19 protein-coding genes and 1 pseudogene are annotated in these 22,691 nt (G+C 60.8%); 16 read left to right on the forward strand and 4 right to left on the reverse strand.

Features of this window, described 5'->3' with window-relative positions; all coding sequences use genetic code 11:
* Positions 1-319: 319 nt before the first annotated feature.
* The 11 genes from sdhC (at position 320) to HU764_RS06690 (ending at position 14,408) form a co-directional block, all read left to right on the forward strand.
* Complete coding sequence (gene sdhC / locus HU764_RS06640) at positions 320-706, forward strand: succinate dehydrogenase, cytochrome b556 subunit (protein WP_186703924.1); 387 nt, start codon at positions 320-322, stop codon at positions 704-706.
* Positions 700-1,068: a succinate dehydrogenase, hydrophobic membrane anchor protein gene (gene sdhD / locus HU764_RS06645; protein WP_027592876.1), complete on the forward strand. Its 369-nt coding sequence runs from the start codon at positions 700-702 to the stop codon at positions 1,066-1,068. Before sdhC ends, sdhD begins: the two co-directional genes overlap by 7 nt.
* Positions 1,069-1,071: 3 nt before the next feature.
* Positions 1,072-2,844, forward strand: a complete 1,773-nt coding sequence (sdhA, locus tag HU764_RS06650) for a succinate dehydrogenase flavoprotein subunit (protein WP_027592875.1) — start codon at positions 1,072-1,074, stop codon at positions 2,842-2,844.
* Between the two features lie 11 nt (positions 2,845-2,855).
* Positions 2,856-3,560, forward strand: coding sequence for a succinate dehydrogenase iron-sulfur subunit (locus tag HU764_RS06655; protein ID WP_008091906.1), 705 nt, complete (start codon positions 2,856-2,858; stop codon positions 3,558-3,560).
* Positions 3,561-3,805: 245 nt separating this feature from the next.
* A complete protein-coding gene (locus tag HU764_RS06660) occupies positions 3,806-6,637 on the forward strand; it encodes a 2-oxoglutarate dehydrogenase E1 component (RefSeq protein ID WP_186703923.1) in 2,832 nt (943 codons plus the stop codon).
* Between the two features lie 42 nt (positions 6,638-6,679).
* Positions 6,680-7,900 (forward strand): 2-oxoglutarate dehydrogenase complex dihydrolipoyllysine-residue succinyltransferase, encoded by a 1,221-nt coding sequence (odhB, locus tag HU764_RS06665; RefSeq protein WP_027592873.1) that lies wholly within the window; start codon positions 6,680-6,682, stop codon positions 7,898-7,900.
* Positions 7,901-7,993: 93 nt separating this feature from the next.
* Entirely contained in the window at positions 7,994-9,430 is a 1,437-nt protein-coding gene (gene lpdA, locus HU764_RS06670) for a dihydrolipoyl dehydrogenase (RefSeq protein ID WP_027592872.1), read from the forward strand.
* 172 nt (positions 9,431-9,602) lie between these two features.
* Entirely contained in the window at positions 9,603-10,769 is a 1,167-nt protein-coding gene (gene sucC, locus HU764_RS06675; RefSeq protein ID WP_008091914.1) for an ADP-forming succinate--CoA ligase subunit beta, read from the forward strand.
* Positions 10,769-11,653, forward strand: coding sequence for a succinate--CoA ligase subunit alpha (gene sucD / locus HU764_RS06680; RefSeq protein WP_003254203.1), 885 nt, complete (start codon positions 10,769-10,771; stop codon positions 11,651-11,653). Before sucC ends, sucD begins: the two co-directional genes overlap by 1 nt.
* Positions 11,654-12,121: 468 nt before the next feature.
* Positions 12,122-13,435: a branched-chain amino acid transport system II carrier protein gene (gene brnQ / locus HU764_RS06685; RefSeq protein WP_027592871.1), complete on the forward strand. Its 1,314-nt coding sequence runs from the start codon at positions 12,122-12,124 to the stop codon at positions 13,433-13,435.
* A gap of 223 nt (positions 13,436-13,658) precedes the next feature.
* Positions 13,659-14,408: a DUF599 domain-containing protein gene (locus tag HU764_RS06690; RefSeq protein WP_099428721.1), complete on the forward strand. Its 750-nt coding sequence runs from the start codon at positions 13,659-13,661 to the stop codon at positions 14,406-14,408.
* A gap of 67 nt (positions 14,409-14,475) precedes the next feature.
* Here the strand turns inward: HU764_RS06690 and HU764_RS06695 are convergent, their stop codons facing one another.
* On the reverse strand, positions 14,476-14,751 hold the full coding sequence (locus HU764_RS06695) for a hypothetical protein (protein ID WP_027592869.1): 276 nt from the start codon (positions 14,749-14,751) through the stop codon (positions 14,476-14,478).
* A gap of 153 nt (positions 14,752-14,904) precedes the next feature.
* Here HU764_RS06695 and HU764_RS06700 point away from each other — a divergent pair.
* The 4 genes and pseudogenes from HU764_RS06700 (at position 14,905) to HU764_RS06715 (ending at position 18,624) form a co-directional block, all read left to right on the forward strand.
* Positions 14,905-15,380: pseudogene (locus tag HU764_RS06700) on the forward strand (PaaI family thioesterase).
* Positions 15,377-15,859: a PaaI family thioesterase gene (locus HU764_RS06705; RefSeq protein ID WP_027592867.1), complete on the forward strand. Its 483-nt coding sequence runs from the start codon at positions 15,377-15,379 to the stop codon at positions 15,857-15,859. The pseudogene HU764_RS06700 and the gene HU764_RS06705 overlap by 4 nt, the downstream one beginning before the upstream one ends.
* 70 nt (positions 15,860-15,929) lie before the next feature.
* Positions 15,930-17,834, forward strand: a complete 1,905-nt coding sequence (htpG, locus tag HU764_RS06710) for a molecular chaperone HtpG (RefSeq protein ID WP_186682535.1) — start codon at positions 15,930-15,932, stop codon at positions 17,832-17,834.
* A 64-nt stretch (positions 17,835-17,898) separates the two neighbouring features.
* Positions 17,899-18,624 (forward strand): dienelactone hydrolase family protein, encoded by a 726-nt coding sequence (locus tag HU764_RS06715; RefSeq protein WP_186703922.1) that lies wholly within the window; start codon positions 17,899-17,901, stop codon positions 18,622-18,624.
* 133 nt (positions 18,625-18,757) lie between these two features.
* On the opposite strand, the gene HU764_RS06720 is transcribed toward HU764_RS06715, so the two are convergent.
* On the reverse strand, positions 18,758-19,621 hold the full coding sequence (locus tag HU764_RS06720) for a pirin family protein (protein ID WP_186680721.1): 864 nt from the start codon (positions 19,619-19,621) through the stop codon (positions 18,758-18,760).
* A 115-nt stretch (positions 19,622-19,736) separates the two neighbouring features.
* On the opposite strand from HU764_RS06720, the gene HU764_RS06725 reads away from it, so the two are divergent.
* On the forward strand, positions 19,737-20,741 hold the full coding sequence (locus HU764_RS06725) for an amidohydrolase family protein (protein WP_186680723.1): 1,005 nt from the start codon (positions 19,737-19,739) through the stop codon (positions 20,739-20,741).
* Positions 20,742-20,796: 55 nt separating this feature from the next.
* Here HU764_RS06725 and fabB read toward each other — a convergent pair whose 3' ends face one another.
* Both fabB and fabA read right to left on the reverse strand, forming a co-directional pair.
* On the reverse strand, positions 20,797-22,017 hold the full coding sequence (gene fabB / locus HU764_RS06730; RefSeq protein ID WP_186703921.1) for a beta-ketoacyl-ACP synthase I: 1,221 nt from the start codon (positions 22,015-22,017) through the stop codon (positions 20,797-20,799).
* A gap of 11 nt (positions 22,018-22,028) precedes the next feature.
* Positions 22,029-22,544, reverse strand: coding sequence for a 3-hydroxyacyl-[acyl-carrier-protein] dehydratase FabA (fabA, locus tag HU764_RS06735; protein WP_027592861.1), 516 nt, complete (start codon positions 22,542-22,544; stop codon positions 22,029-22,031).
* Positions 22,545-22,691: the final 147 nt, after the last annotated feature.

The following is a 22,691-nucleotide window of genomic DNA, read 5'->3' on the forward strand; positions in this document are numbered from 1 at the left end:
CAGACCCCCCACGCAGGGCCCGCACCACTATAGAGGGATAAATTCAGATGTCAATTTGCCTAAAGGCTGGTTGAAACGGGGCCTGAGGCCTGATTTTTCTCGAAATTGTCGCCCATTTACGCCTTTTGCTCGCCAAAGGCAATGCGCTATTTGGGCTACCCCATCACGTTGTCATAAGCAGCCTAACTGTCTATACTCGGCACCCGACCGCCAGGGGCTTGCAAGCCCGAACTGCTGGGGGTCGCCGTTCCCTGGGTGGTGGGTACCTGACCAGTACACTTACCAACAACTTTGCCCTGTTCGCTAGGGGCTCTTCAGTGTGAAAAAAGCCGTGAAAAGCCAACGACCTGTAAACCTAGACCTAAGGACCATCAAGCTCCCGATCACCGCGTACACGTCCATTCTGCACCGTATCTCCGGCGTCATCCTGTTCCTCGGCCTGGTCATCATGCTTTATGCATTGGGCAAGTCCCTGGGTTCCGAGGAAGGCTTCGGTGAGGTGAAGGCGTGTCTGACCAGTCCGCTGGCCAAACTGGTGACCTGGGCCCTGCTGTCCGCCCTGCTGTATCACCTGGTGGCAGGTGTTCGCCACCTGATCATGGACATGGGCATCGGTGAGACGCTGGAAGGCGGCAAACTGGGCTCGAAAATCGTGATTGTCATCTCCGTGGTGGTGATCGTTCTGGTGGGAGTTTGGGTATGGTAACCAATGTCACGAACCTGTCGCGTTCGGGCCTCTATGACTGGATGGCACAGCGCGTCTCTGCGGTCGTTCTCGCGGCTTACTTCCTCTTCCTGATCGGTTACGTCGTAGCCCACCCAGGTATCGACTATGCCCAGTGGCACGGTCTGTTCTCCAACAACGCGATGCGGATCTTCAGTCTGCTGGCCCTCGTTGCCCTGGGCGCTCACGCCTGGGTCGGCATGTGGACCATTGCCACCGACTACCTGACGCCAATGGCGTTCGGCAAGTCGGCAACTGCGATTCGTTTCCTGTTCCAGGCGGTATGCGGCGTTGCGATGTTCGCTTACTTCGTCTGGGGTGTGCAGATTCTCTGGGGTATCTGATCCATGGCTAGCATTCCAACTATTTCCTTCGACGCCATCATTATTGGTGGCGGCGGCGCCGGCATGCGCGCAGCGCTGCAGCTGGCTCAAGGTGGTCACAAGACTGCCGTAGTGACCAAGGTCTTCCCGACCCGTTCGCACACTGTATCCGCCCAGGGCGGCATCACCTGCGCCATCGCTTCGGCCGACCCGAACGATGACTGGCGCTGGCACATGTACGATACCGTCAAAGGTTCCGACTACATCGGTGACCAGGACGCTATCGAATACATGTGTCAGGAAGGCCCGGCTGCGGTCTTCGAGCTGGACCACATGGGCCTGCCGTTCTCGCGTACCGAAACCGGCCGTATCTACCAGCGTCCGTTCGGTGGCCAGTCCAAGGACTTCGGCAAGGGTGGCCAGGCTGCTCGTACCTGCGCCGCTTCCGACCGTACTGGTCACGCGCTGCTGCACACCCTGTACCAGGGCAACCTGAAAGCCGGCACCACCTTCCTCAACGAGTACTACGCCGTTGACCTGGTGAAGAACCAGGACGGTGCGTTCGTTGGTGTGATCGCCATTTGCATCGAAACCGGCGAAACCCTGTACATCAAGTCCAAGGCCACCGTTCTGGCTACTGGCGGTGCGGGTCGTATCTACGCCTCGACCACCAACGCCCTGATCAACACCGGTGACGGTGTCGGCATGGCCCTGCGTGCCGGTGTACCGGTGCAGGACATCGAAATGTGGCAGTTCCACCCAACCGGCATCGCCGGCGCCGGTGTACTGGTCACCGAGGGTTGCCGCGGTGAGGGTGGCTACCTGATCAACGCCCACGGCGAGCGCTTCATGGAGCGTTACGCGCCGAACGCGAAAGACCTGGCCGGCCGCGACGTTGTTGCCCGTTCCATGGTCAAAGAAATCATCGCCGGCAACGGCGTGGGCCCGAACAAGGACCACGTACTGCTGAAGCTGGACCACCTGGGCGAGGAAGTGCTGCACAGCCGCCTGCCAGGTATCTGCGAACTGTCCAAGACCTTCGCCCACGTCGACCCAGTGGTCGCGCCGGTGCCGGTCGTGCCGACCTGCCACTACATGATGGGTGGTGTTGCCACCAACATTCATGGCCAGGCCATCACCATGGACGCCGAAGGCAAGGACCACATCATTCCGGGCCTGTTCGCCGTAGGTGAAGTGGCATGCGTATCGGTCCACGGCGCCAACCGCCTGGGCGGTAACTCGCTGCTCGACCTGGTCGTGTTCGGCCGTGCTGCCGGCCTGCACCTGGAAAAGGCGCTGACCGAAGGCGTCGAGTACCGCGATGCCAGCGACACCGACGTCGATGTTGCCCTGAACCGCCTGAACAAGCTCAACGAGCGTACCACTGGCGAAGACGTGGCAAGCCTGAAGCGCGAGCTGCAAAGCTGCATGCAGAACTACTTCGGTGTATTCCGTACTGGCGAATACATGCAGAAGGGTATCGAGCAGCTGGCTGGCCTGCGTGACCGCATCGCCAACGTGAAGATCAACGACAAGTCCCAGGCCTTCAACACCGCGCGTATCGAAGCGCTGGAGCTGCAGAACCTGCTGGAAGTTGCCGAAGCTACTGCCATTGCGGCCGAAGCCCGTAAAGAGTCGCGCGGTGCTCACGCCCGTGAAGACTTCGAAGACCGTGACGACGAAAACTGGCTGTGCCACACCCTGTACTACCCGGGTGAGAAGCGCGTTGCCAAGCGCGGCGTCAACTTTGCGCCGAAGACCGTGCCGGCCTTCGAGCCTAAAATCCGGACTTACTAAGGGTGGCTGCTATGTTGAAAGTCGAAGTTTATCGTTACAACCCCGACACCGACTCGGCGCCCAAGATGGAGTCGTTCGACGTCGATACCGGCGGCAAGGACCTGATGGTCCTGGACGTACTGGCACTGATCAAGGAAAAGGACGAGGGCTTCTCGTACCGTCGCTCCTGCCGTGAAGGCGTGTGCGGTTCCGATGGCATGAACATGAACGGCAAGAACGGCCTGGCCTGCATCACCCCGCTGTCGGGCGTGGTCAAGGGCAACAAGCTGGTGCTGCGCCCGCTGCCGGGCCTGCCGGTCATTCGTGACCTGGTCGTCGACATGAGCATCTTCTACAAGCAGTACGAGAAGGTGAAGCCATTCCTGCAGAACGACACCCCGGCTCCGGCCATCGAGCGTCTGCAGTCGCCAGAAGAGCGTGACAAGCTGGACGGTCTGTACGAGTGCATCCTGTGCGCTTGCTGCTCGACTTCTTGCCCGTCGTTCTGGTGGAACCCAGACAAGTTCCTGGGCCCCGCTGCCTTGCTGCAGGCCTATCGCTTCCTGGCCGACAGCCGTGACACCAAGACCCAGGAGCGCCTGGCGTCCCTGGATGACCCGTTCAGCGTCTTCCGCTGCCGTGGGATCATGAACTGCGTAAACGTTTGCCCTAAGGGTCTGAACCCAACCAAGGCAATCGGTCACGTACGTAACATGCTCCTGCAAAGCGGTACCTGATTCAAAGCGTTGTACCTGCAGTAAGCCGAGGTGCGGGTGGTGAGCCCGCACTGAGGTAAAACTCGAGCAAGGGCCCACAAAGCCCGCGCTCATTACCTATGAAGATATGAGACCAGCAGGGGCTTTCCGGGCTGGTACCCGGAAAATCAGCAAGATCCAAGTGGCGTGGTTCAGTCGCTGTGTTCGGACTTTTCCAGGTTTGCTGTGGCTCTCGCCGATCGTCCCCTAACCGAGGGTGACCAAGCATGCAAGAAAGCGTGATGCAGCGCATGTGGGAAAGCGCCCACCTTTCAGGTGGTAACGCTGCATATGTGGAAGAGCTCTACGAGCTTTACCTGCACGACCCTAACGCTGTGCCAGAAGAGTGGCGCACTTACTTCCAGAAGTTGCCAGCCGACGGCAGCACCGCTACCGATGTATCGCACTCGACAATCCGCGACCATTTCGTACTGCTGGCAAAGAACCAGCGCCGCGCCCAACCGGTATCCGCCGGGAGCGTGAGCAGTGAACACGAGAAGAAGCAGGTTGAAGTTCTGCGACTGATCCAGGCCTATCGTATGCGCGGCCATCAGGCTGCCAAGCTCGACCCGTTGGGGTTGTGGCAGCGCCCTGCGCCCGTAGACCTGTCGATCAATCACTACGGCTTGACCAATGCCGATCTTGATACGACCTTCCGTGCCGGCGACCTGTTCATCGGCAAAGAGGAAGCGAGCCTACGCGAGATCTCCGAGGCGCTCCAGAAGACATATTGTCGCACCATTGGCGCCGAGTTCACCCATATCGTCGATTCCGAGCAGCGCAGCTGGTTCCAGCAGCGCCTTGAAAGCGTGCGCGGCCGTCCGGAGTTTTCCGCTGACGTGCAGGCTCACCTGCTCGAGCGCGTCACGGCCGGTGAGGGCCTTGAGAAGTACCTGGGCACCAAATACCCAGGCACCAAGCGTTTCGGCCTGGAAGGCGGCGAAAGCCTGATTCCGATGCTGGACGAGATGATCCAGCGCTCCGGCTCCTACGGTACCAAGGAAGTCGTGATCGGCATGGCCCACCGTGGCCGTCTGAACGTGCTGGTCAACACCTTCGGCAAGAACCCGCGCGAGCTGTTCGACGAGTTCGAAGGCAAGAAGATGAACGAGTTGGGCTCCGGTGACGTGAAATATCACCAGGGCTTCTCCTCCAACGTGATGACCACCGGTGGCGAAGTTCACCTGGCCATGGCGTTCAACCCGTCCCACCTGGAGATCGTTTCGCCAGTGGTCGAGGGTTCGGTGCGCGCCCGTCAGGACCGCCGCAACGACACCGTTGGCGACAAGGTGCTGCCGATCTCGATCCACGGCGATGCTGCGTTCGCAGGCCAGGGCGTGGTGATGGAAACCTTCCAGATGTCGCAGACCCGCGGTTTCAAGACCGGCGGTACCGTGCACATCGTAATCAACAACCAGGTTGGTTTCACCATCAGCAACCCGCTGGACTCGCGTTCCACCGAGTACGCCACCGACGTTGCCAAGATGATTCAGGCGCCGATCCTGCACGTCAACGGTGATGACCCGGAAGCCGTGCTGTTCGTGACCCAGCTGGCCATCGATTACCGCATGCTGTTCAAGCGTGACGTGGTCATCGACCTGGTTTGCTACCGCCGCCGCGGCCACAACGAGGCCGACGAGCCGAACGGTACCCAGCCGCTGATGTATCAGCAGATCAGCAAGCAGCGCACCACCCGTGAGCTGTATGCCGAAGCGCTGATCCAGGCCGGTCGCATCGATGCCGAGCGTGCTCAGGCCAAGATCGACGAGTACCGCAACGCCCTGGACAACGGCCTGCACGTGGTCAAGAGCCTGGTCAAGGAGCCGAACCGCGAGCTGTTCGTCGACTGGCGTCCGTACCTGGGCCATGCCTGGACCGCGCGTCACGACACCCGCTTCGACCTCAAGACCCTGCAAGACCTGTCGGCCAAGCTGCTCGAGCTGCCAGAAGGTTTCGTGGTTCAGCGTCAGGTGTCGAAGATCTACGAAGATCGCCAGAAGATGCAGGCCGGTGGCTTGCCGATCAACTGGGGTTATGCAGAGACCATGGCGTACGCCACCCTGCAGTTCGAAGGTCACCCGATCCGCATGACCGGCCAGGACATCGGCCGTGGCACCTTCTCGCACCGCCACGCGGTGTTGCACAACCAGAAGGACGCCAGCACCTACGTGCCGCTGCAGAACCTGTTCCCAGGCCAGCCGCGCTTCGACCTGTACGACTCCTTCCTGTCGGAAGAAGCGGTACTGGCGTTCGAATACGGCTACTCGACCACCACGCCGAACGCGCTGGTGATCTGGGAAGCCCAGTTCGGCGACTTCGCCAACGGCGCGCAAGTGGTGATTGACCAGTTCATCACCAGCGGCGAGCACAAGTGGGGCCGTCTGTGCGGTCTGACCATGCTGCTGCCGCACGGCTATGAAGGGCAGGGCCCGGAGCACTCCTCCGCGCGTCTGGAGCGTTACCTGCAGCTGTGCGCCGAGCACAACATTCAGGTCTGCGTACCGACCACCCCGGCTCAGATCTACCACCTGCTGCGTCGCCAGGTCATCCGTCCGCTGCGCAAGCCGCTGATCGTCCTGACGCCGAAGTCGCTGCTGCGCCACAAGTTGGCCGTCTCGACCTTGGAAGACCTGGCAGAAGGCTCGTTCCAGACCGTGATCCCGGAAATCGACACCCAGGATCCAGCCAAGGTCGAGCGCCTGGTGCTGTGTGGCGGCAAGGTCTACTACGACCTGCTGGAAAAACGCCGTGCCGAAGGCCGCGAAGACATCGCCATCGTGCGTATCGAGCAGCTGTACCCGTTCCCGGAAGACGACCTGGTCGAAATCCTGGCGCCGTACACCAACCTCAAGCATGCAGTCTGGTGTCAGGAAGAGCCGATGAACCAGGGCGCCTGGTACAGCAGCCAGCACCACATGCGCCGTATCCTGGGCCGCCACAACAAGGCACTGGTCCTGGAATACGCCGGCCGCGACGCCTCTGCCGCGCCAGCCTGTGGTTACGCTTCGAAGCACGCCGAACAGCAGGAAAAACTGCTGCAAGACGCCTTCACTGTTTAACGCCTTCGCGCACCTGAAACCGAATTTAAGGAAACACTGATAATGGCTATCGAGATCAAAGCCCCAACCTTCCCGGAATCGGTCGCCGACGGCACCGTTGCCACCTGGCACAAGAAGCCGGGCGACGCCGTCAAGCGTGACGAGCTGATCGTCGACATCGAGACTGACAAAGTCGTCCTGGAAGTCCTGGCCACCGCCGATGGCGTGCTGGGTGACATCGTCAAGGGCGAGGGCGACACCGTCCTGTCCGACGAGCTGCTGGGTTCGATCGTTGAAGGTGGCGCTGCCGCTGCGCCTGCTGCTGCTCCGGCCGCTGCTGCCCCGGCTGCCGCTGCCGCCGATGCTGGCGAAGACGACCCGGTTGCCGCGCCTGCCGCACGCAAGCTGGCTGAAGAGAACGGCATCGACCTGGCTACCGTTGCCGGCACCGGCAAAGGCGGTCGCGTCACCAAGGAAGACGTTGTCGCTGCAGTCGCCAACAAGAAGTCTGCACCTGCTGCTGCGCCGGCTGCCAAGCCTGCCGCTGCCGCTGCTGCCCCGGTTGTGACCGCCGCTGGCGATCGTACCGAGAAGCGCGTGCCGATGACCCGTCTGCGAGCCAAGATCGCCGAGCGTCTGGTTGAAGCCCAGTCCAACATGGCGATGCTGACCACCTTCAACGAAGTCGACATGACCGAAGTCATGGCCCTGCGTTCGAAGTACAAGGACCTGTTCGAGAAGACCCACAACGGCGTACGCCTGGGCTTCATGTCGTTCTTCGTCAAGGCTGCCACCGAAGCCCTGAAGCGCTTCCCGGCTGTGAACGCCTCGATCGACGGCAACGACATCGTCTACCACGGTTTCGCCGACGTCGGCGTTGCCGTCTCCAGCGACCGTGGCCTGGTAGTACCGGTGCTGCGTAACGCCGAGTCGATGAGCCTGGCTGAAATCGAGAACGGCATCGCCACCTTCGGCAAGAAGGCCCGTGATGGCAAACTGTCGATCGAAGAAATGACCGGCGGCACCTTCACCATCACCAACGGTGGTACCTTCGGTTCGATGATGTCGACCCCGATCGTCAACCCGCCGCAGGCTGCCATTCTCGGCATGCACAACATCATCCAGCGCCCGATGGCCATCAATGGTCAAGTGGTCATCCGCCCGATGATGTACCTGGCGCTGTCGTACGATCACCGCCTGATCGACGGCAAGGAAGCGGTAACCTTCCTGGTCACCATCAAGAACCTGCTGGAAGATCCGTCTCGCCTGCTGCTGGACATCTAACCCTCTGGCTGCGTACCGTTCGGCCCCTGGCTTCGAAAGAGGCGGGGCCGCGCGGTTCGCGGCTTGTAGCTTGTAGCTGATAAGGAATCTTTTATGACCCAGAAATTCGACGTAGTGGTGATTGGTGCAGGTCCTGGCGGCTATGTGGCTGCCATCAAGGCTGCCCAACTTGGTCTGAAGACTGCCTGTATCGAGAAATACACCGACGCCGAGGGCAAACTGGCCCTGGGTGGCACCTGCCTGAACGTAGGTTGCATCCCGTCCAAGGCGCTGCTGGACAGCTCCTGGAAATACAAGGAAGCCAAAGAGAGCTTCAACGTCCACGGTATCTCCACTGGCGAAGTGAAGATGGACGTCGCCGCGATGGTTGGCCGCAAGGCTGGCATCGTCAAGAACCTGACCGGTGGCGTTGCTACCCTGTTCAAGGCTAACGGCGTAACTTCGATCCAGGGCCACGGCAAACTGCTGGCCGGCAAGAAAGTCGAAGTCACCAAAGCTGACGGCACCACCGAAATCATCGAAGCCGACAACGTGATCCTGGCCTCCGGCTCGCGTCCGATCGACATTCCGCCGGCTCCGGTCGACCAGAACGTCATCGTCGACTCCACCGGCGCCCTGGAATTCCAGTCGGTTCCAAAGCGTCTGGGTGTGATCGGTGCTGGCGTGATCGGCCTGGAGCTGGGCTCTGTATGGGCTCGCCTGGGCGCTGAAGTCACCGTCCTGGAAGCCCTGGACACCTTCCTGATGGCTGCCGACACCGCCGTGTCGAAAGAAGCCCAGAAGACCCTGACCAAGCAAGGCCTGGACATCAAGCTGGGCGCTCGCGTCACCGGCTCGAAAGTCAACGGCAACGAAGTCGAAGTGACTTACACCAATGCCGAAGGCGAACAGAAGATCACCTTCGACAAGCTGATCGTTGCGGTCGGCCGTCGTCCAGTGACCACTGATCTGCTGGCTTCCGACAGCGGCGTCACCATCGACGAACGTGGCTACATCTTCGTCGACGATCACTGCGCTACCAGCGTGCCGGGCGTGTTCGCCATCGGTGACGTGGTACGTGGCATGATGCTGGCGCACAAGGCCTCGGAAGAGGGCATCATGGTTGTCGAGCGCATCAAAGGCCACAAGGCCCAGATGAACTACGACCTGATCCCATCGGTGATCTACACCCACCCGGAAATCGCGTGGGTCGGCAAGACCGAACAGTCCTTGAAGGCCGAGGGTGTTGAGGTTAACGTAGGCACCTTCCCGTTCGCGGCCAGCGGCCGTGCGATGGCAGCCAACGACACCGGTGGTTTCGTCAAGGTTATCGCTGACGCCAAGACCGACCGCGTACTGGGTGTGCACGTGATTGGCCCATCGGCTGCCGAACTGGTACAGCAGGGCGCAATCGCAATGGAATTCGGCACCAGTGCCGAGGATCTGGGCATGATGGTCTTCAGCCATCCAACCCTGTCCGAAGCGTTGCATGAAGCAGCGCTGGCAGTGAATGGCGGCGCCATTCACGTGGCCAACCGTAAGAAGCGTTAATTATAAGAAACCACGGCGGGCTGCCCGTCGTGAGTCTTGCGTGCATGACTCACCGCGGAAAGTCCGCCGGATCGGACTACACGGGATAACCCGGGGTTAACGGTCACAGGTGGTGCGGCGCCAGCAATGGCGCAGCGCCGAAGCGCAGTACCTAACGAAGACGGTAAAAAGCATGAATCTTCACGAGTATCAGGGTAAGCAGCTGTTCGCTGAATACGGCCTGCCAGTTTCCAAGGGTTTCGCTGTCGATACCCCTGAAGCTGCAGCAGAAGCTTGCGACAAGATCGGCGGTTCCGAGTGGGTTGTTAAAGCCCAGGTTCACGCAGGTGGTCGCGGTAAAGCGGGCGGCGTCAAGCTGGTTCGCAGCAAGGAAGACGCCAAGGCGTTCGCTGCGCAATGGTTGGGCAAGCGCCTGGTAACCTACCAGACCGACGCCAACGGTCAGCCAGTGACCAAGATCCTGGTCGAATCCTGCACTGACATCGCCAAAGAGCTGTACCTGGGCGCTGTAGTCGATCGCTCGAGCCGCCGCATCGTGTTCATGGCCTCCACCGAAGGTGGCGTGGACATCGAGAAAGTCGCTCACGAAACTCCTGAGAAGATCATCAAGGCTACTATCGATCCGCTGGTCGGCGCTCAGCCGTTCCAGGGTCGTGAACTGGCATTCCAGCTGGGTCTGGAAGGCAAGCAAGTTGCACAGTTCGCCAAGATTTTCGTAGGCCTGGCCAAGCTGTTCAAAGAACACGACCTGGCCCTGCTGGAAGTCAACCCGCTGGTCATCAAGGCCGACGGCGACCTGCACTGCCTGGATGCGAAGATCAACATCGACGCAAACGCCATGTACCGTCAGCCTAAGCTGAAAACCTTCCACGACCCGTCGCAGGACGATCCTCGTGAAGCCCACGCTGCCAGCTTCGAGCTGAACTACGTGGCCCTGGAAGGCAACATCGGCTGCATGGTCAACGGTGCCGGCCTGGCCATGGGCACCATGGACATCGTCAACCTGCACGGCGGCAAGCCAGCCAACTTCCTCGACGTAGGTGGTGGTGCTACCAAAGAGCGCGTTACCGAAGCCTTCAAGATCATTCTGTCCGACAGCAATGTCGCGGCCGTTCTGGTCAACATCTTCGGCGGCATCGTTCGCTGCGACATGATTGCCGAAGGCATCATCGGTGCAGTGAAAGAAGTCGGCGTTAAAGTTCCGGTCGTCGTTCGCCTCGAAGGCAACAACGCCGAACTGGGCGCTAAAGTACTGGCAGAAAGCGGTTTGAACATCATTGCGGCAACCAGCCTGACCGACGCTGCTCAACAAGTTGTCAAAGCTGCGGAGGGCAAGTAATGAGCGTCCTGATCAATAAAGACACCAAAGTCATCTGCCAGGGCTTCACCGGCTCGCAGGGTACTTTCCACTCCGAACAAGCCATCGCCTACGGCACCAAGATGGTCGGCGGCGTTACCCCAGGCAAGGGTGGCACCACCCACCTGGGCCTGCCGGTGTTCAACACCGTCAAGGAAGCTGTGGAAGCGACTGGCGCTGATGCTTCGGTCATCTACGTTCCGGCTCCGTTCTGCAAAGACTCGATCCTGGAAGCGGCCTTCGGCGGCATCAAGCTGATCGTCTGCATCACCGAAGGCATTCCTACCCTGGACATGCTGGATGCCAAGGTCAAGTGCGACGAGCTGGGCGTTACCCTGATCGGCCCTAACTGCCCAGGCGTCATCACCCCAGGCGAGTGCAAGATCGGCATCATGCCAGGTCACATTCACTTGCCAGGCAAGGTCGGTATCGTTTCGCGTTCCGGCACCCTGACCTATGAAGCCGTTAAGCAGACCACCGACGCCGGTTTCGGCCAGTCGACCTGCGTCGGCATCGGCGGTGACCCGATCCCAGGCTCCAACTTCATCGACATCCTGAAGCTGTTCCAGGAAGACCCGAAGACCGAAGCGATCGTCATGATCGGTGAGATCGGCGGTTCGGCTGAAGAAGAAGCCGCGGCCTACATCAAGGCCCACGTCACCAAGCCTGTCGTTTCCTACATCGCGGGTGTTACCGCACCTGCGGGCAAGCGCATGGGCCACGCTGGCGCCATCATCTCTGGCGGCAAAGGCACTGCGGACGAGAAGTTCGCTGCGCTGCAGGACGCAGGTGTTAAAACCGTGCGTTCGCTGGCCGACATCGGCAAGGCCCTGGCCGAGCTGACTGGCTGGGAAGCCAAGAAGTAATACGCTTCACCCCCCACGCGCACAGAGGCCACCTTCGGGTGGCCTTTGTCGTTGTTGGGGGTATGTTTGCCTGTGTCGGCCTCTTCGCGGGGCAAGCCCGCTCCCACAAGGCCGATGCTACCTTGGCTCTGTGGGAGCGGGCTTGCCCCGCGAAGAGGCCGACACAGGCAACAAAGAATGTTCGATAGCTATGATCGGGATTTTCACACAGACACTTTCCGCCCCGCAGCGATAATTACCCCGTCCCCGGTCGCACAGACGACAAACACATACGCACATCGGACAAGCAGCACTGTGCCAGTGCGTTTAACGGTTAAAACGGTTAATCTACGCGTTCACTCTGTGCCCGTCCCCCAAAAGGGAACGACACGCTAAACGGGTCTGGCTCACCAAGCCGGGCAGCATTTCCCTCATCCATAGGGAAATCCCCTCTCGAATCCCGATTTCAGCAGTGTGGTACTACCTTAAATGAAAGTTCTAAAAGGCCAGGATATCCTGGCGCTTGGCTTTATGACGTTTGCGCTTTTCGTGGGCGCCGGCAATATCATCTTCCCGCCTATCGTCGGTCTGCAGTCTGGCCCGCACGTGTGGATGGCGGCCCTTGGCTTCCTGGTGACCGCCGTGGGCCTGCCCGTCATCACCGTGGTCGCGCTGGCCAAGGTCGGTGGCGGCATGGATGCCCTGAGCAGCCCGATCGGCAAGTTCTTCGGTGGCCTGCTGGCCGCCGTGTGCTACCTGTCGGTTGGCCCGCTGTTCGCGACGCCGCGTACCGCGACCGTGTCGTTCGAGGTCGGTGTGGCGCCGTTGACCGGTGAAAGCCCGTTGGCGTTGTTCATCTACAGCCTGGTGTATTTCATCGTGGTGCTGGCGGTGTCCATGTATCCGGGCAAACTGCTCGATACCGTGGGGCGTTTCCTTGCACCGCTGAAGATCATCGCCTTGGCCGTGCTGGGCATCGCCGCGTTCGCGCTGCCTGCCGGTACCATTGGTGAAGCGCAACCGGCCTATGCCGCCGCGGCGTTTTCCAAGGGCTTCTCCGATGGTTACCTGACCATGGATACCCTGGGCGCGCTGGTGTTCGGTATCGTCATCGTCAATGCCATCCGCTCGCGCGGTGTCGAATCGCCGAAGCTGATCACCCGCTATGCCATCATCGCCGGCCTGATCGCGGGTGTAGGCCTGGCACTGGTGTACATCAGCCTGTTCCGCCTGGGTGCTGGCAGCCACGAAATCGCGGCTGATGCTACCAACGGTGCAGCCGTACTGCATGCCTACGTGCAGCACACCTTCGGTTCGCTGGGCAGCGGCTTCCTGGCCGTGCTGATCGCCCTGGCGTGCCTGGTGACCGCGGTTGGCCTGACCTGCGCGTGCGCCGAGTACTTCAGCCAGATTCTGCCGCTGTCGTACCGCGCACTGGTGGTGATCCTGGCGGGCTTCTCGCTGCTGATTTCCAACTTGGGCCTGACCAAGCTGATCATGTTCTCGATCCCGGTGCTTACGGCGATCTACCCGCCGTGCATCGTGGTGGTGGGCCTGAGCTTCGTGAAGGACCTGTGGAACTCGCCAACGCGCATTCTTGCGCCGGTCATGCTGGTGTCGCTGGTGTTCGGTATTGTCGACGCGATCAAAGGCAGCAGCCTGGCGCATGTCCTGCCGGACGCCGCTGCACACCTGCCGCTGAGCGATCAAGGCCTGGCCTGGCTGGTGCCGTCGGTGGTGACTCTGGCCGCTGCCGTGGTCTGCGACCGCATGCTGGGCAAGCCGCGCGAAGCGCTGGCTTGATAGGTTGAAGCCTGAGGGCGGCACCGGCCACAAGCCGTAGGGTGCCTGCCAGCGGTTCTCACCTGAAAACCCCGCGTCCGAAAGGGCGCGGGGTTTTTGTTTGTGTGCACCGGCGATGGGCTGGGCAGGCAAAAACAATTTGTGACAGCGGTGTGTCTTTCCGGGCTTGCGGGCGTCGAAATGCGGTCTCTACTCTTGTGCACCTGGCTTTCGGGAAACCTGCATGAACTTCATTCAAAGCAATCTCAACAACCTGCTGGCAATCGCCTGGTTTGTCGCCTGCTGGGGCGGCTATACCCGCTATGCCATCTGGAAAGGCCGCGACACCGCCTGCCTGGCCAGCGTGCTGCACTTGTACCGTGAAGACTGGATGCGCCGCATGTTGCTGCGCGACAACCGCATCGCTGACGCCAGCGTGATCGGTAACCTGGAGCGCAATGCCTCGTTTTTTGCCTCCAGCACGCTGATCATTCTTGCTGGCATTCTGACTGTGCTCGGCGCTTCGGACCGGGCGCTGTCGCTGTTGGCTGACCTGCCCTTGGTGCAGCAGGCGTCCCAGGGCATGTCGGAAATCAAACTGCTGTGCCTGGCGACCGTGTTCGTCTATGCCTTTTTCACCTTCAGCTGGTGCATGCGCCAGTACAACTTTGCAGCCGTGCTGGTCGGTTCGGCGCCGATGATTGGTGAGCGCCTGGTCAATGAACTGGAGCGCAAGGCATTTGCCTCACGGGCGGCGAGGGTGCTGTCGCTGGCGGCCAACCAGTTCAACTTCGGGTTGCGTGCTTATTACTTTGGCATGGCCATGTTGAGCTGGTTTATCAGCCCGTGGTTATTTATGGGCATGAGTGTCGGCGTAGTGCTGATTCTGTACCGCCGCGAATTCCATTCCGATGTGCTGGATGTGATGGTGTACACGCCCACGGAAAGTGCGCCGATTGACGCCGCTAAAGAAAGTTCCGTTTCCGGCGCCTGAAACGTTTAATCTTTAAACTGCCGGTACAAAAAAACCCGACATTGTCGGGTTTTTTTGTACGCGCCGATTACTGCTTGGCAGGTTCGGCCGGAGTAGCAGGTGCTGCTTCCGTCGACGGAGCGGCTTCTTCAGCTGCCTTCTGCTGCGCTTCGGCCTGATCTTTGGCGGCTTCGGCGTTTTCCTTGGCGGCTTCGTTCATCTTATCCTGAGCCTCGCCCATCTTTTCCTGGGCTTGCTCAGCGTGTTGCTGTGCGTCCTGGGCTTTATCTTCGCTCGCTTTATCGCAAGCGGCCAGGCCCATGGTAGCAGCCAGCATGAGAGCAAAAGCAAAAGGTTTACGCATGGGGGTGTATCTCCTTGGTGGAATAAGTGACTTGTTCCTTCGAGTGCAACTACGAGGAAGAAGTTCCGCGAAGGTTACAGATATATAACCCCCCGTTCTATATAGACTTTTTAACGTTTTTATGCCGTTGCATCAGCGGCCCTGGAACTTGCGATGAGCGATTCAAGCTTGATAGCCATGGCTGAACGTTTTCTGTCGGCCTTGAAGCATTGTCAGTTGTTGCACATGCGTGTGGCACATGCCGACGCCGACGGCATGACGTTGATCCTGCCGTGGTCACCTGCGATCGTCGGCAACCCGCAAACCGGCGCGGTGCACGGCGGGGCGTTGACCACGTTGCTGGACACCACCTGCGGCATGGCCACCCTGTGTGCACTGCCACGATTCGAGGTGTGCCCGACCCTGGCCTGCGCATCGACTACATGCACGCGGCCGAAGCCGGCAAGGACATCTTTGGCCACGCCCAGTGTTATCGGGTTACCCGGGATGTGATCTTCACACGCGGCAGTGCCTACCAGGACGACCCCGACCGGCCGATCTGCCAGGTGGTAGGCACGTTCATGCGCCTGGGGCCGCAAGTCAAGGGCGGCCTCGGCTTTGGCAACCGGCTCAAGGAAGGTGACGCATGATCCCGCTCGAAATCCGTCAACAGCTCAATGCGGCCCATGCGGTCGGTGACTACCGGCCCCTGCTGGCGTTGATTCCCTATGCCGGCTTGATCGGCATCGAATGCGAGCGCGAGGGCGAGGACCTGTTGTTTCGACTGCCCGCCAGTGCGGACAACATTGGTAACCCTTTACTGCCCGCGATCCACGGCGGGGTGATCGCAGGCTTCATGGAGCTTTCTGCAGCGCTGTACCTGCTGATCTTCAGCGAGAGTGCGAGCATTCCGAAGGTCATCGACTTCTCCATCGACTACCTGCGCGCCGGTCATTTTCGCGACACGTATGCCCAGTGCCAGCTGTGGCGTCAGGGGCGGCGGGTGACTAATGTCGCCATCACCGCCTGGCAGGGTGATCGGCAGTCGCCAATCGCCACTGCGCGGGCGCATTTCAAGATCGAACCGGAAAAGCCCTTGAAATCGTCTGGGCAGCCCCCATCTGCATGACATCCGCCATCAACGCAGGCCGAACCGGCTGCCAGGCGCCCACTGTCATCTGATCGGAGTTTTGAAGACCATGAGTGTGGAAACACAAAAGGAAACCCTGGGCTTCCAGACCGAGGTAAAGCAGCTGCTGCACCTCATGATTCACTCGCTGTATTCCAACAAGGAAATCTTCCTGCGTGAGCTGGTTTCCAACGCCTCCGACGCCGCTGACAAGCTGCGTTTCGAGGCCCTGGCCAAGCCGGACCTGCTCGAAGGCGGCGCGGATCTGCGCATTCGGCTGAGCTTCGACAAGGACGCCGGTACGATCACGCTCGACGACAACGGCATCGGCATGAGCCGCGAAGACGTCATCACCCACCTGGGTACCATCGCCAAGTCCGGCACCGCCGACTTCATGAAGAACCTCACCGGTGACCAGAAGAAGGACTCGCACCTGATCGGTCAGTTCGGTGTGGGCTTCTATTCGGCCTTCATCGTGGCTGACAAGGTCGACGTCTACAGCCGTCGCGCTGGCCAGCCAGCCTCCGAGGGTGTGCACTGGTCGTCGAAAGGCGAGGGCGAGTTTGAAGTCGCAACCGTCGACAAGCCAGAGCGCGGTACCCGCATCGTCCTGCACCTGAAGAAGGACGAGCAGGAGTTCGCCGATGGCTGGCGCCTGCGCAACCTGGTCAAGAAGTACTCCGACCACATTGCCCTGCCGATCCAGCTGCCAAAGGAGCAAGCCGCTGCCGAAGGCGAAGAACAGCCAGCCGAGGAATGGGAAACCGTCAACCGCGCCAGCGCCCTGTGGACCCGTCCGCGTACCGAGATCAAGGACGAGGAGTATCAGGAGTTCTACAAGCATATCGGCCATGACTTCGAAAACCCGCTGGCCTGGAGCCACAACAAGGTTGAAGGCAAGCTCGAATACAACTCGCTGCTGTACGTGCCGGCCCGCGCGCCGTTCGACCTGTACCAGCGTGAAGCACCGCGTGGCCTGAAGCTGTATGTGCAGCGCGTGTTCATCATGGACCAGGCTGAGTCGTTCCTGCCGCTGTACCTGCGCTTCATCAAAGGCGTGGTCGACTCCAACGACCTGTCGCTGAACGTATCGCGCGAGATCCTGCAGAAAGACCCGATCATCGATTCGATGAAGACCGCGCTGACCAAGCGCGTGCTGGACATGCTGGAGAAACTGGCGAAGAACGAGCCTGAGCAGTACAAGGGCTTCTGGAAGAACTTCGGCCAAGTGCTGAAGGAAGGCCCGGCCGAGGACTTCGCCAACAAAGAGAAAATCGCAGGCCTGCTGCGCTTCGCCTCCACCCATGACGACAGCGGAGAGCAGAGCGTCGCCCTGGCCGACTACCTGGCCCGCGCCAAGGAAGGCCAGGACAAGATCTACTTCCTCACCGGCGAGACCTACGCGCAGGTCAAGAACAGCCCGCACCTGGAAGTCTTCCGCAAGAAAGGGATCGAGGTCCTGCTGCTGACCGACCGTATCGATGAGTGGCTGATGAGCTACCTCAACGAGTTCGACGGCAAGAGCTTCGTCGACGTTGCCCGCGGCGACCTGGACCTGGGCAAGCTGGACTCCGAGGAAGACAAGAAGGCCCAGGAAGAAGTCGCCAAGGACAAAGAAGGGCTGGTCGAGCGCCTGAAAGGCGCGCTGGGTGAAAGCGTTGCCGAGGTGCGTGTTTCCCACCGCCTGACCGACTCGCCGGCTATCCTCGCCATCGGCGAACAGGACCTGGGCCTGCAGATGCGTCAGATCCTCGAAGCCAGCGGGCAGAAGGTGCCGGATTCCAAGCCGATCTTCGAGTTCAACCCGACCCACCCGCTGATCGAGAAGCTGGATAACGAGCAGAGCGAAGACCGCTTCGCCGAGCTGTCGCACATCCTGTTCGATCAGGCGGCCCTGGCGGCCGGTGACAGCTTGAAAGACCCGGCGGCCTACGTTCGTCGCCTGAACAAGCTGCTGGTCGAGCTATCTGCTTGAGTTGATGCAAAGGAAAGCCCGCTTCGGCGGGCTTTTTTCATGGTGAAGCCTTAAGGAGTGCTTGATGAGCAAGGTAATCGTCGAATCGCTGGTTTATCACCTGTCCGGCAAAACGTATGAAAGCCGTCTGGTCCATGAGCCCGGTGCGCTACCTAAGCCTGGCCTGGTGATGGCGCCGAACTGGATGGGTATTGGCGAAAGTGCCGAGCGCATTGCCAAGGAAGTGGCCGAGAAGGGCTATGTGGTGCTGATTGCCGACCTCTATGGGCAGTCGGTGCGGCCGTCCAATGCCGACGAGGCAGGGGCGGCGATGATGCCACTGAAGAACGACCGCGCCGAGCTGCGCAAGCGCATGAATGAAGCGCTGTCGCAGTTGCTGGCGCAGTCGAAGGCACTGCTGGAGCCTGGCAAGGTGGCCACCTTTGGCTTCTGCTTCGGCGGTTGCTGTGCGTTGGAGCTGGCGCGCACGGGCGCCGACCTGAGGGCGGCGGTGTCGTTCCATGGCACGCTGGACACCCCGAACCCTGAAGATGCCAAGCGTATCAAGGGCTCGGTGCTGGTGTTGCACGGCGCAGCGGACCCGCTGGTGCCGAAGGAGCAACTGCCGGCGTTCGAGGAGGAGATGAACGCGGCCAAGGTCGACTGGCAGCTGCTTAGCTACGGTGGTGCGGTGCACTCGTTCACTGACCCGAATGCCAATGTACCGGGCAAGATGCAGTACGACCGCAAGACATCGGAGCGGGCGTTCCGCTCGATGCACAATCTGCTGACTGAAGTGTTCCAGCGCTGACCGTGCATGGGGGCCGCTGCGCGGCCCTTTCGCCGGCAAGCCGGCTCCCACCCGAACTGTGTAGCCTCCAAGTCTAGCGCCGCACCCGTGGGAGCTGGTTTGCCAGCGATTGGGCCGCAAAGCGGCCCCCCATTTATCTGGGTAACTCGATACGCGAGGTCTCCCCCGGTACCGTAGGCCAATCTCCCGCAGCCCACCTCACCCTGGCCTGCTCGATCAAGGCCGGATCGCTCGCCACGAAATTCCAGTTCATCCGCCGCGGCCCATCCAGTGGCTCGCCGCCGATCAACACCAGCTGGCACTCACCCTCCGCATACAACGTCACCTGCTCACCCTCCGGCAGCACCACCAGGCTGCATGGCTCAACCTCCTCATCATTGAGCATCAACTCGCCATCCAGCAGGTAGAGCGCCCGTTGCACTGGCTCATCAGGTACCCGCAATGCAGTGGCGGGCTGCATCTGCACATGCGCGTAAAGGGTAGGGGAGAGCACGGGCACCGGCGATTCCAGGCAGAAGCCACTGCCCGCAATCATGCAAATGCGCACACCGAGGTTATCGCTCACCGGCAGGCTAGCCGCCGGGTGATGGCTGTAATGGGGCGTGCCTTGTTCGAGCGCGCGGGGTGACGCCAGCCACACCTGCAGGCCATGCAGCCGCGAGCCTCGGGCAAGCGCACTGGCAGGGGTGCGCTCGACATGCGCCACGCCACTGCCTGCCGTCATCCAGCTGACATCGCCCGGCTTCACGTGCTGTTCGGAGCCGAGGCTGTCCTTGTGCAGGATCTCGCCTTCGAACAGGTACGTCAGCGTCGACAGGCCGATATGCGGGTGCTGGCGTATGTCCATGCCATGGCCTGGGGCGTAGTCCGTTTCGAGCATATGGTCGAAGAACACGAAAGGGCCGACACTGCGGCATTGGGCCGAGGGCAGCGGGCGAAAAATCGGCTGGCCCTCGACCGACTCGGCACGTGGGCGGATGACCAGGGGGCTGCTCATGAGGGGCTCCAGGCAGGTTGCAGGTGCTCCAAGCATAGCGGTTTGCCGGGCATGGCTGAACTGCTGCGCTTGGCGGTCGGTCTACCCTGTTCGAACCAGGAGAAGGAAGCTGCCCATGATCGCCAGAATGCTGGCTGGCGCGTTGTTGTGCGCAGGGGTGTGCCTGTCGGCGCAGGCGCGTGATTACCGCTACAGTGACGCCCACCTGCACTACGTCGACTTTTTCCAGGAGACGGAGGGCATGCCGGCCTTGATCAAGGCCATGGATGAAGCCGGCATCGAGCAGTCGATGATTTCTGGTATTCCAGTGGCCAAGAAATGGCATGAGGACGAACCCAAGCGCCCGCGCTACTACGCCGGGGACGACGCCGATGCCTATTGGTACAGCGCGACCGATACCTACGTGGCGGCAGCGGTGCAAGAACTGCCCGCAGCGCAGCGCAAGCGCTTTCATCCGTTTCTGACCGGCTTCAACCCGGTGGACAAGAACGCGGTCAGCCATATCGAGCGCATGCTCGATCTCTACCCTGGGCTCTGGCAGGGCATTGGTGAGGTGTTCACCCGCCACGACGACCTGACGGCGTTGACCAGCGGTGACACCCCGCGCGCCAACAACGAGGCCATGACCCGCATCTATCACCTGGCGGCCGAGCGGGACTTGCCAGTGCTGCTGCACTCCAACATCACCTCCAAGCGTGAACGCAACCCACTGTACCTAGCCGAAATCGAAGAGCCGCTGCGCAATCACCCGCACACGCGTTTCATCTGGGCGCATGCTGGCAGCAGCATGGAAATTCATCGGCATCAGACGCAGATGGACTTTCTGCTGCCGGTGCTGACGCGCTTGTTGGAGGATTACCCGAACCTGTATGTCGACCTGTCGTGGAGCGTGCTCGAGCCTTATCTGCTGGATGACAAGGGTGTGCCGCGCAAGGCTTGGGTGGCGTTGGTAGAGCGTTACCCGGAGCGGTTCATGCTCGGGTCGGATGTGGTGGGCAAGTTTGGGAGCCTTGGCGAGCAGATGCACGGGTTCAAGCCGTTTCTGGATGCGTTGCCGGAGGCGGTGGCGCACAAGGTGGCCAAAGATAATTTTCTGGCTGTGTTGCCCAAGGCTAGGTAACACAAAAGAAAACGCCCCGAACCAGTCGGGGCGTTTTCATTACTGCATCAAGGCCTTACTTGCCTTCCCAGCGCTTGAGCACCAGGGTAGCGTTGGTGCCGCCGAAGCCGAAGCTGTTGCTCATGACCGTATCGATCTTGGCGTTTTCTTCGGTTTGACGCAGGATCGGCAGGTCGGCGACCTCCGGGTCCAGCTCGTCAATGTTGGCGGAGCCGGCGATGAAGTTGTTTTCCATCATCAGCAGGCAGTAGATCGCCTCGTGCACGCCAGCGGCGCCCAGCGAGTGGCCCGACAGGCTCTTGGTCGAGCTGATCTTCGGTGCCTTGTCGCCGAACACGGCGCGAACACCTTTGATCTCGGCAACGTCACCGACCGGGGTCGAGGTGCCGTGGGTGTTCAGGTAGTCGATCGGGGTGTCGACGGTGGACAGCGCCTGCTGCATGCAGCGGATGGCGCCTTCGCCGCTTGGGGCAACCATGTCGTAGCCGTCGGAGGTCGCGCCGTAGCCGACGATTTCGGCGTAGATCTTGGCGCCACGGGCCAGAGCGTGCTCCAGCTCCTCGACCACCACCATGCCGCCACCGCCCGCGATGACGAAGCCATCACGGTCGTTGTCGTAGGCGCGCGAGGCCAGTTCTGGGGTTTCGTTGCGCTTGGTCGACAGGGCGCCCATGGCATCGAACAGGAACGACTGGCTCCAATGCTCTTCTTCACCACCACCGGCGAAGACGATGTCTTGCTTGCCCCACTGGATTTGCTCCAGCGCGGTGCCGATGCAGTGTGCACTGGTGGCGCAGGCGGAGGAGATCGAGTAGTTCAGGCCCTTGATCTTGAACGGCGTGGCCAGGCAAGCCGAAACGGTGCTGCCCATGGTGCGGGTCACACGGTATGGGCCGACGCGCTTGACGCCTTTCTCGCGCAGGGTGTCCAGCGCTTCCATCTGGTTCAGGGTCGAGGCGCCGCCGGAGCCGGCAACCAGGCCGGTACGCGGGTTGGAAACCTGCTCTTCAGTCAGGCCGGCGTCCTTGATCGCGTCCTGCATCGCCAGGTAGGCGTAGGCCGCGGCGTGGCCGACGAAGCGGTAGACCTTGCGGTCGATCAGTTTTTCAAGGTTGAGGTCGATCGACCCGGAAACCTGGCTGCGCAGCCCCATTTCCTTGTATTCCGGGTTGAAACGGATACCCGGACGGCTGTTACGCAGGTTTTCGGTGACGGTCTCTTTGTCATTGCCCAGGCACGATACGATGCCCAGACCAGTGATAACGACGCGGCGCATGCGAATAACCCTTAGAAATTGTCAGTGGAGGTGAACACGCCGACCCGCAGGGCTTCGGCGGTGTAGATCTCGCGGCCGTCGACGCTGACCGAGCCATCGGCGATGGCCATGTTCAGCTTGCCCTTCAGGACGCGCTTGATATGAATGTTGTAAGTGACTTTCTTGGCGGTCGGCAATACCTGGCCGAAGAACTTCACTTCACCCGAACCCAGCGCACGGCCGCGGCCCGGCAGGCCTTGCCAGCCGAGGAAGAAACCGACCAGCTGCCACATGGCGTCAAGGCCCAGGCAGCCCGGCATCACCGGGTCGCCTTCGAAGTGACAGGCGAAGAACCACAGGTCCGGATTGATATCCAGCTCGGCGACCAATTCACCTTTGCCGTACTTGCCGCCTTCTTCGCTGATATGGGTGATGCGATCGACCATCAGCATGTTCGGCGCGGGCAGTTGCGCATTACCTGGGCCGAACAGCTCACCGCGACTGCAGCGCAGCAGGTCTTCCCGAGTAAAGGCGTGTTGTTTGGTCATGCGAGCTCCTCAATAACCCCCTGCGGCAGGGGATGAATCTTCCCGGCCGGCCCGAAAAGCGATGACTCCGGGGCGGCAGCCTACAGGTAGACTATTGCGTTGTGGTGAAAGTCACAGTGCACCTGGCGAAAGAAGTACAGGTGTTCA

The sequence above is a fragment of the Pseudomonas kermanshahensis genome, from assembly GCF_014269205.2.
GTDB classification, from domain to species: domain Bacteria; phylum Pseudomonadota; class Gammaproteobacteria; order Pseudomonadales; family Pseudomonadaceae; genus Aquipseudomonas; species Aquipseudomonas kermanshahensis.

Bases quoted from the DNA above. Each gene is read 5' to 3' on its own strand.
- sucC (WP_008091914.1), top strand. From the start codon at position 9,603: ATGAATCTTCACGAGTATCAGGGTAAGCAGCTGTTCGCTGAATACGGC.
- fabA (WP_027592861.1), bottom strand. From the start codon at position 22,544: ATGACCAAACAACACGCCTTTACTCGGGAAGACCTGCTGCGCTGCAGT.
- HU764_RS06695 (WP_027592869.1), bottom strand. From the start codon at position 14,751: ATGCGTAAACCTTTTGCTTTTGCTCTCATGCTGGCTGCTACCATGGGC.
- HU764_RS06725 (WP_186680723.1), top strand. From the start codon at position 19,737: ATGATCGCCAGAATGCTGGCTGGCGCGTTGTTGTGCGCAGGGGTGTGC.
- fabB (WP_186703921.1), bottom strand. From the start codon at position 22,017: ATGCGCCGCGTCGTTATCACTGGTCTGGGCATCGTATCGTGCCTGGGC.
- htpG (WP_186682535.1), top strand. From the start codon at position 15,930: ATGAGTGTGGAAACACAAAAGGAAACCCTGGGCTTCCAGACCGAGGTA.
- HU764_RS06715 (WP_186703922.1), top strand. From the start codon at position 17,899: ATGAGCAAGGTAATCGTCGAATCGCTGGTTTATCACCTGTCCGGCAAA.
- HU764_RS06655 (WP_008091906.1), top strand. From the start codon at position 2,856: ATGTTGAAAGTCGAAGTTTATCGTTACAACCCCGACACCGACTCGGCG.
- odhB (WP_027592873.1), top strand. From the start codon at position 6,680: ATGGCTATCGAGATCAAAGCCCCAACCTTCCCGGAATCGGTCGCCGAC.
- HU764_RS06660 (WP_186703923.1), top strand. From the start codon at position 3,806: ATGCAAGAAAGCGTGATGCAGCGCATGTGGGAAAGCGCCCACCTTTCA.
- sdhD (WP_027592876.1), top strand. From the start codon at position 700: ATGGTAACCAATGTCACGAACCTGTCGCGTTCGGGCCTCTATGACTGG.
- brnQ (WP_027592871.1), top strand. From the start codon at position 12,122: ATGAAAGTTCTAAAAGGCCAGGATATCCTGGCGCTTGGCTTTATGACG.
- lpdA (WP_027592872.1), top strand. From the start codon at position 7,994: ATGACCCAGAAATTCGACGTAGTGGTGATTGGTGCAGGTCCTGGCGGC.
- sucD (WP_003254203.1), top strand. From the start codon at position 10,769: ATGAGCGTCCTGATCAATAAAGACACCAAAGTCATCTGCCAGGGCTTC.
- sdhA (WP_027592875.1), top strand. From the start codon at position 1,072: ATGGCTAGCATTCCAACTATTTCCTTCGACGCCATCATTATTGGTGGC.
- HU764_RS06720 (WP_186680721.1), bottom strand. From the start codon at position 19,621: ATGAGCAGCCCCCTGGTCATCCGCCCACGTGCCGAGTCGGTCGAGGGC.
- HU764_RS06690 (WP_099428721.1), top strand. From the start codon at position 13,659: ATGAACTTCATTCAAAGCAATCTCAACAACCTGCTGGCAATCGCCTGG.
- HU764_RS06705 (WP_027592867.1), top strand. From the start codon at position 15,377: ATGATCCCGCTCGAAATCCGTCAACAGCTCAATGCGGCCCATGCGGTC.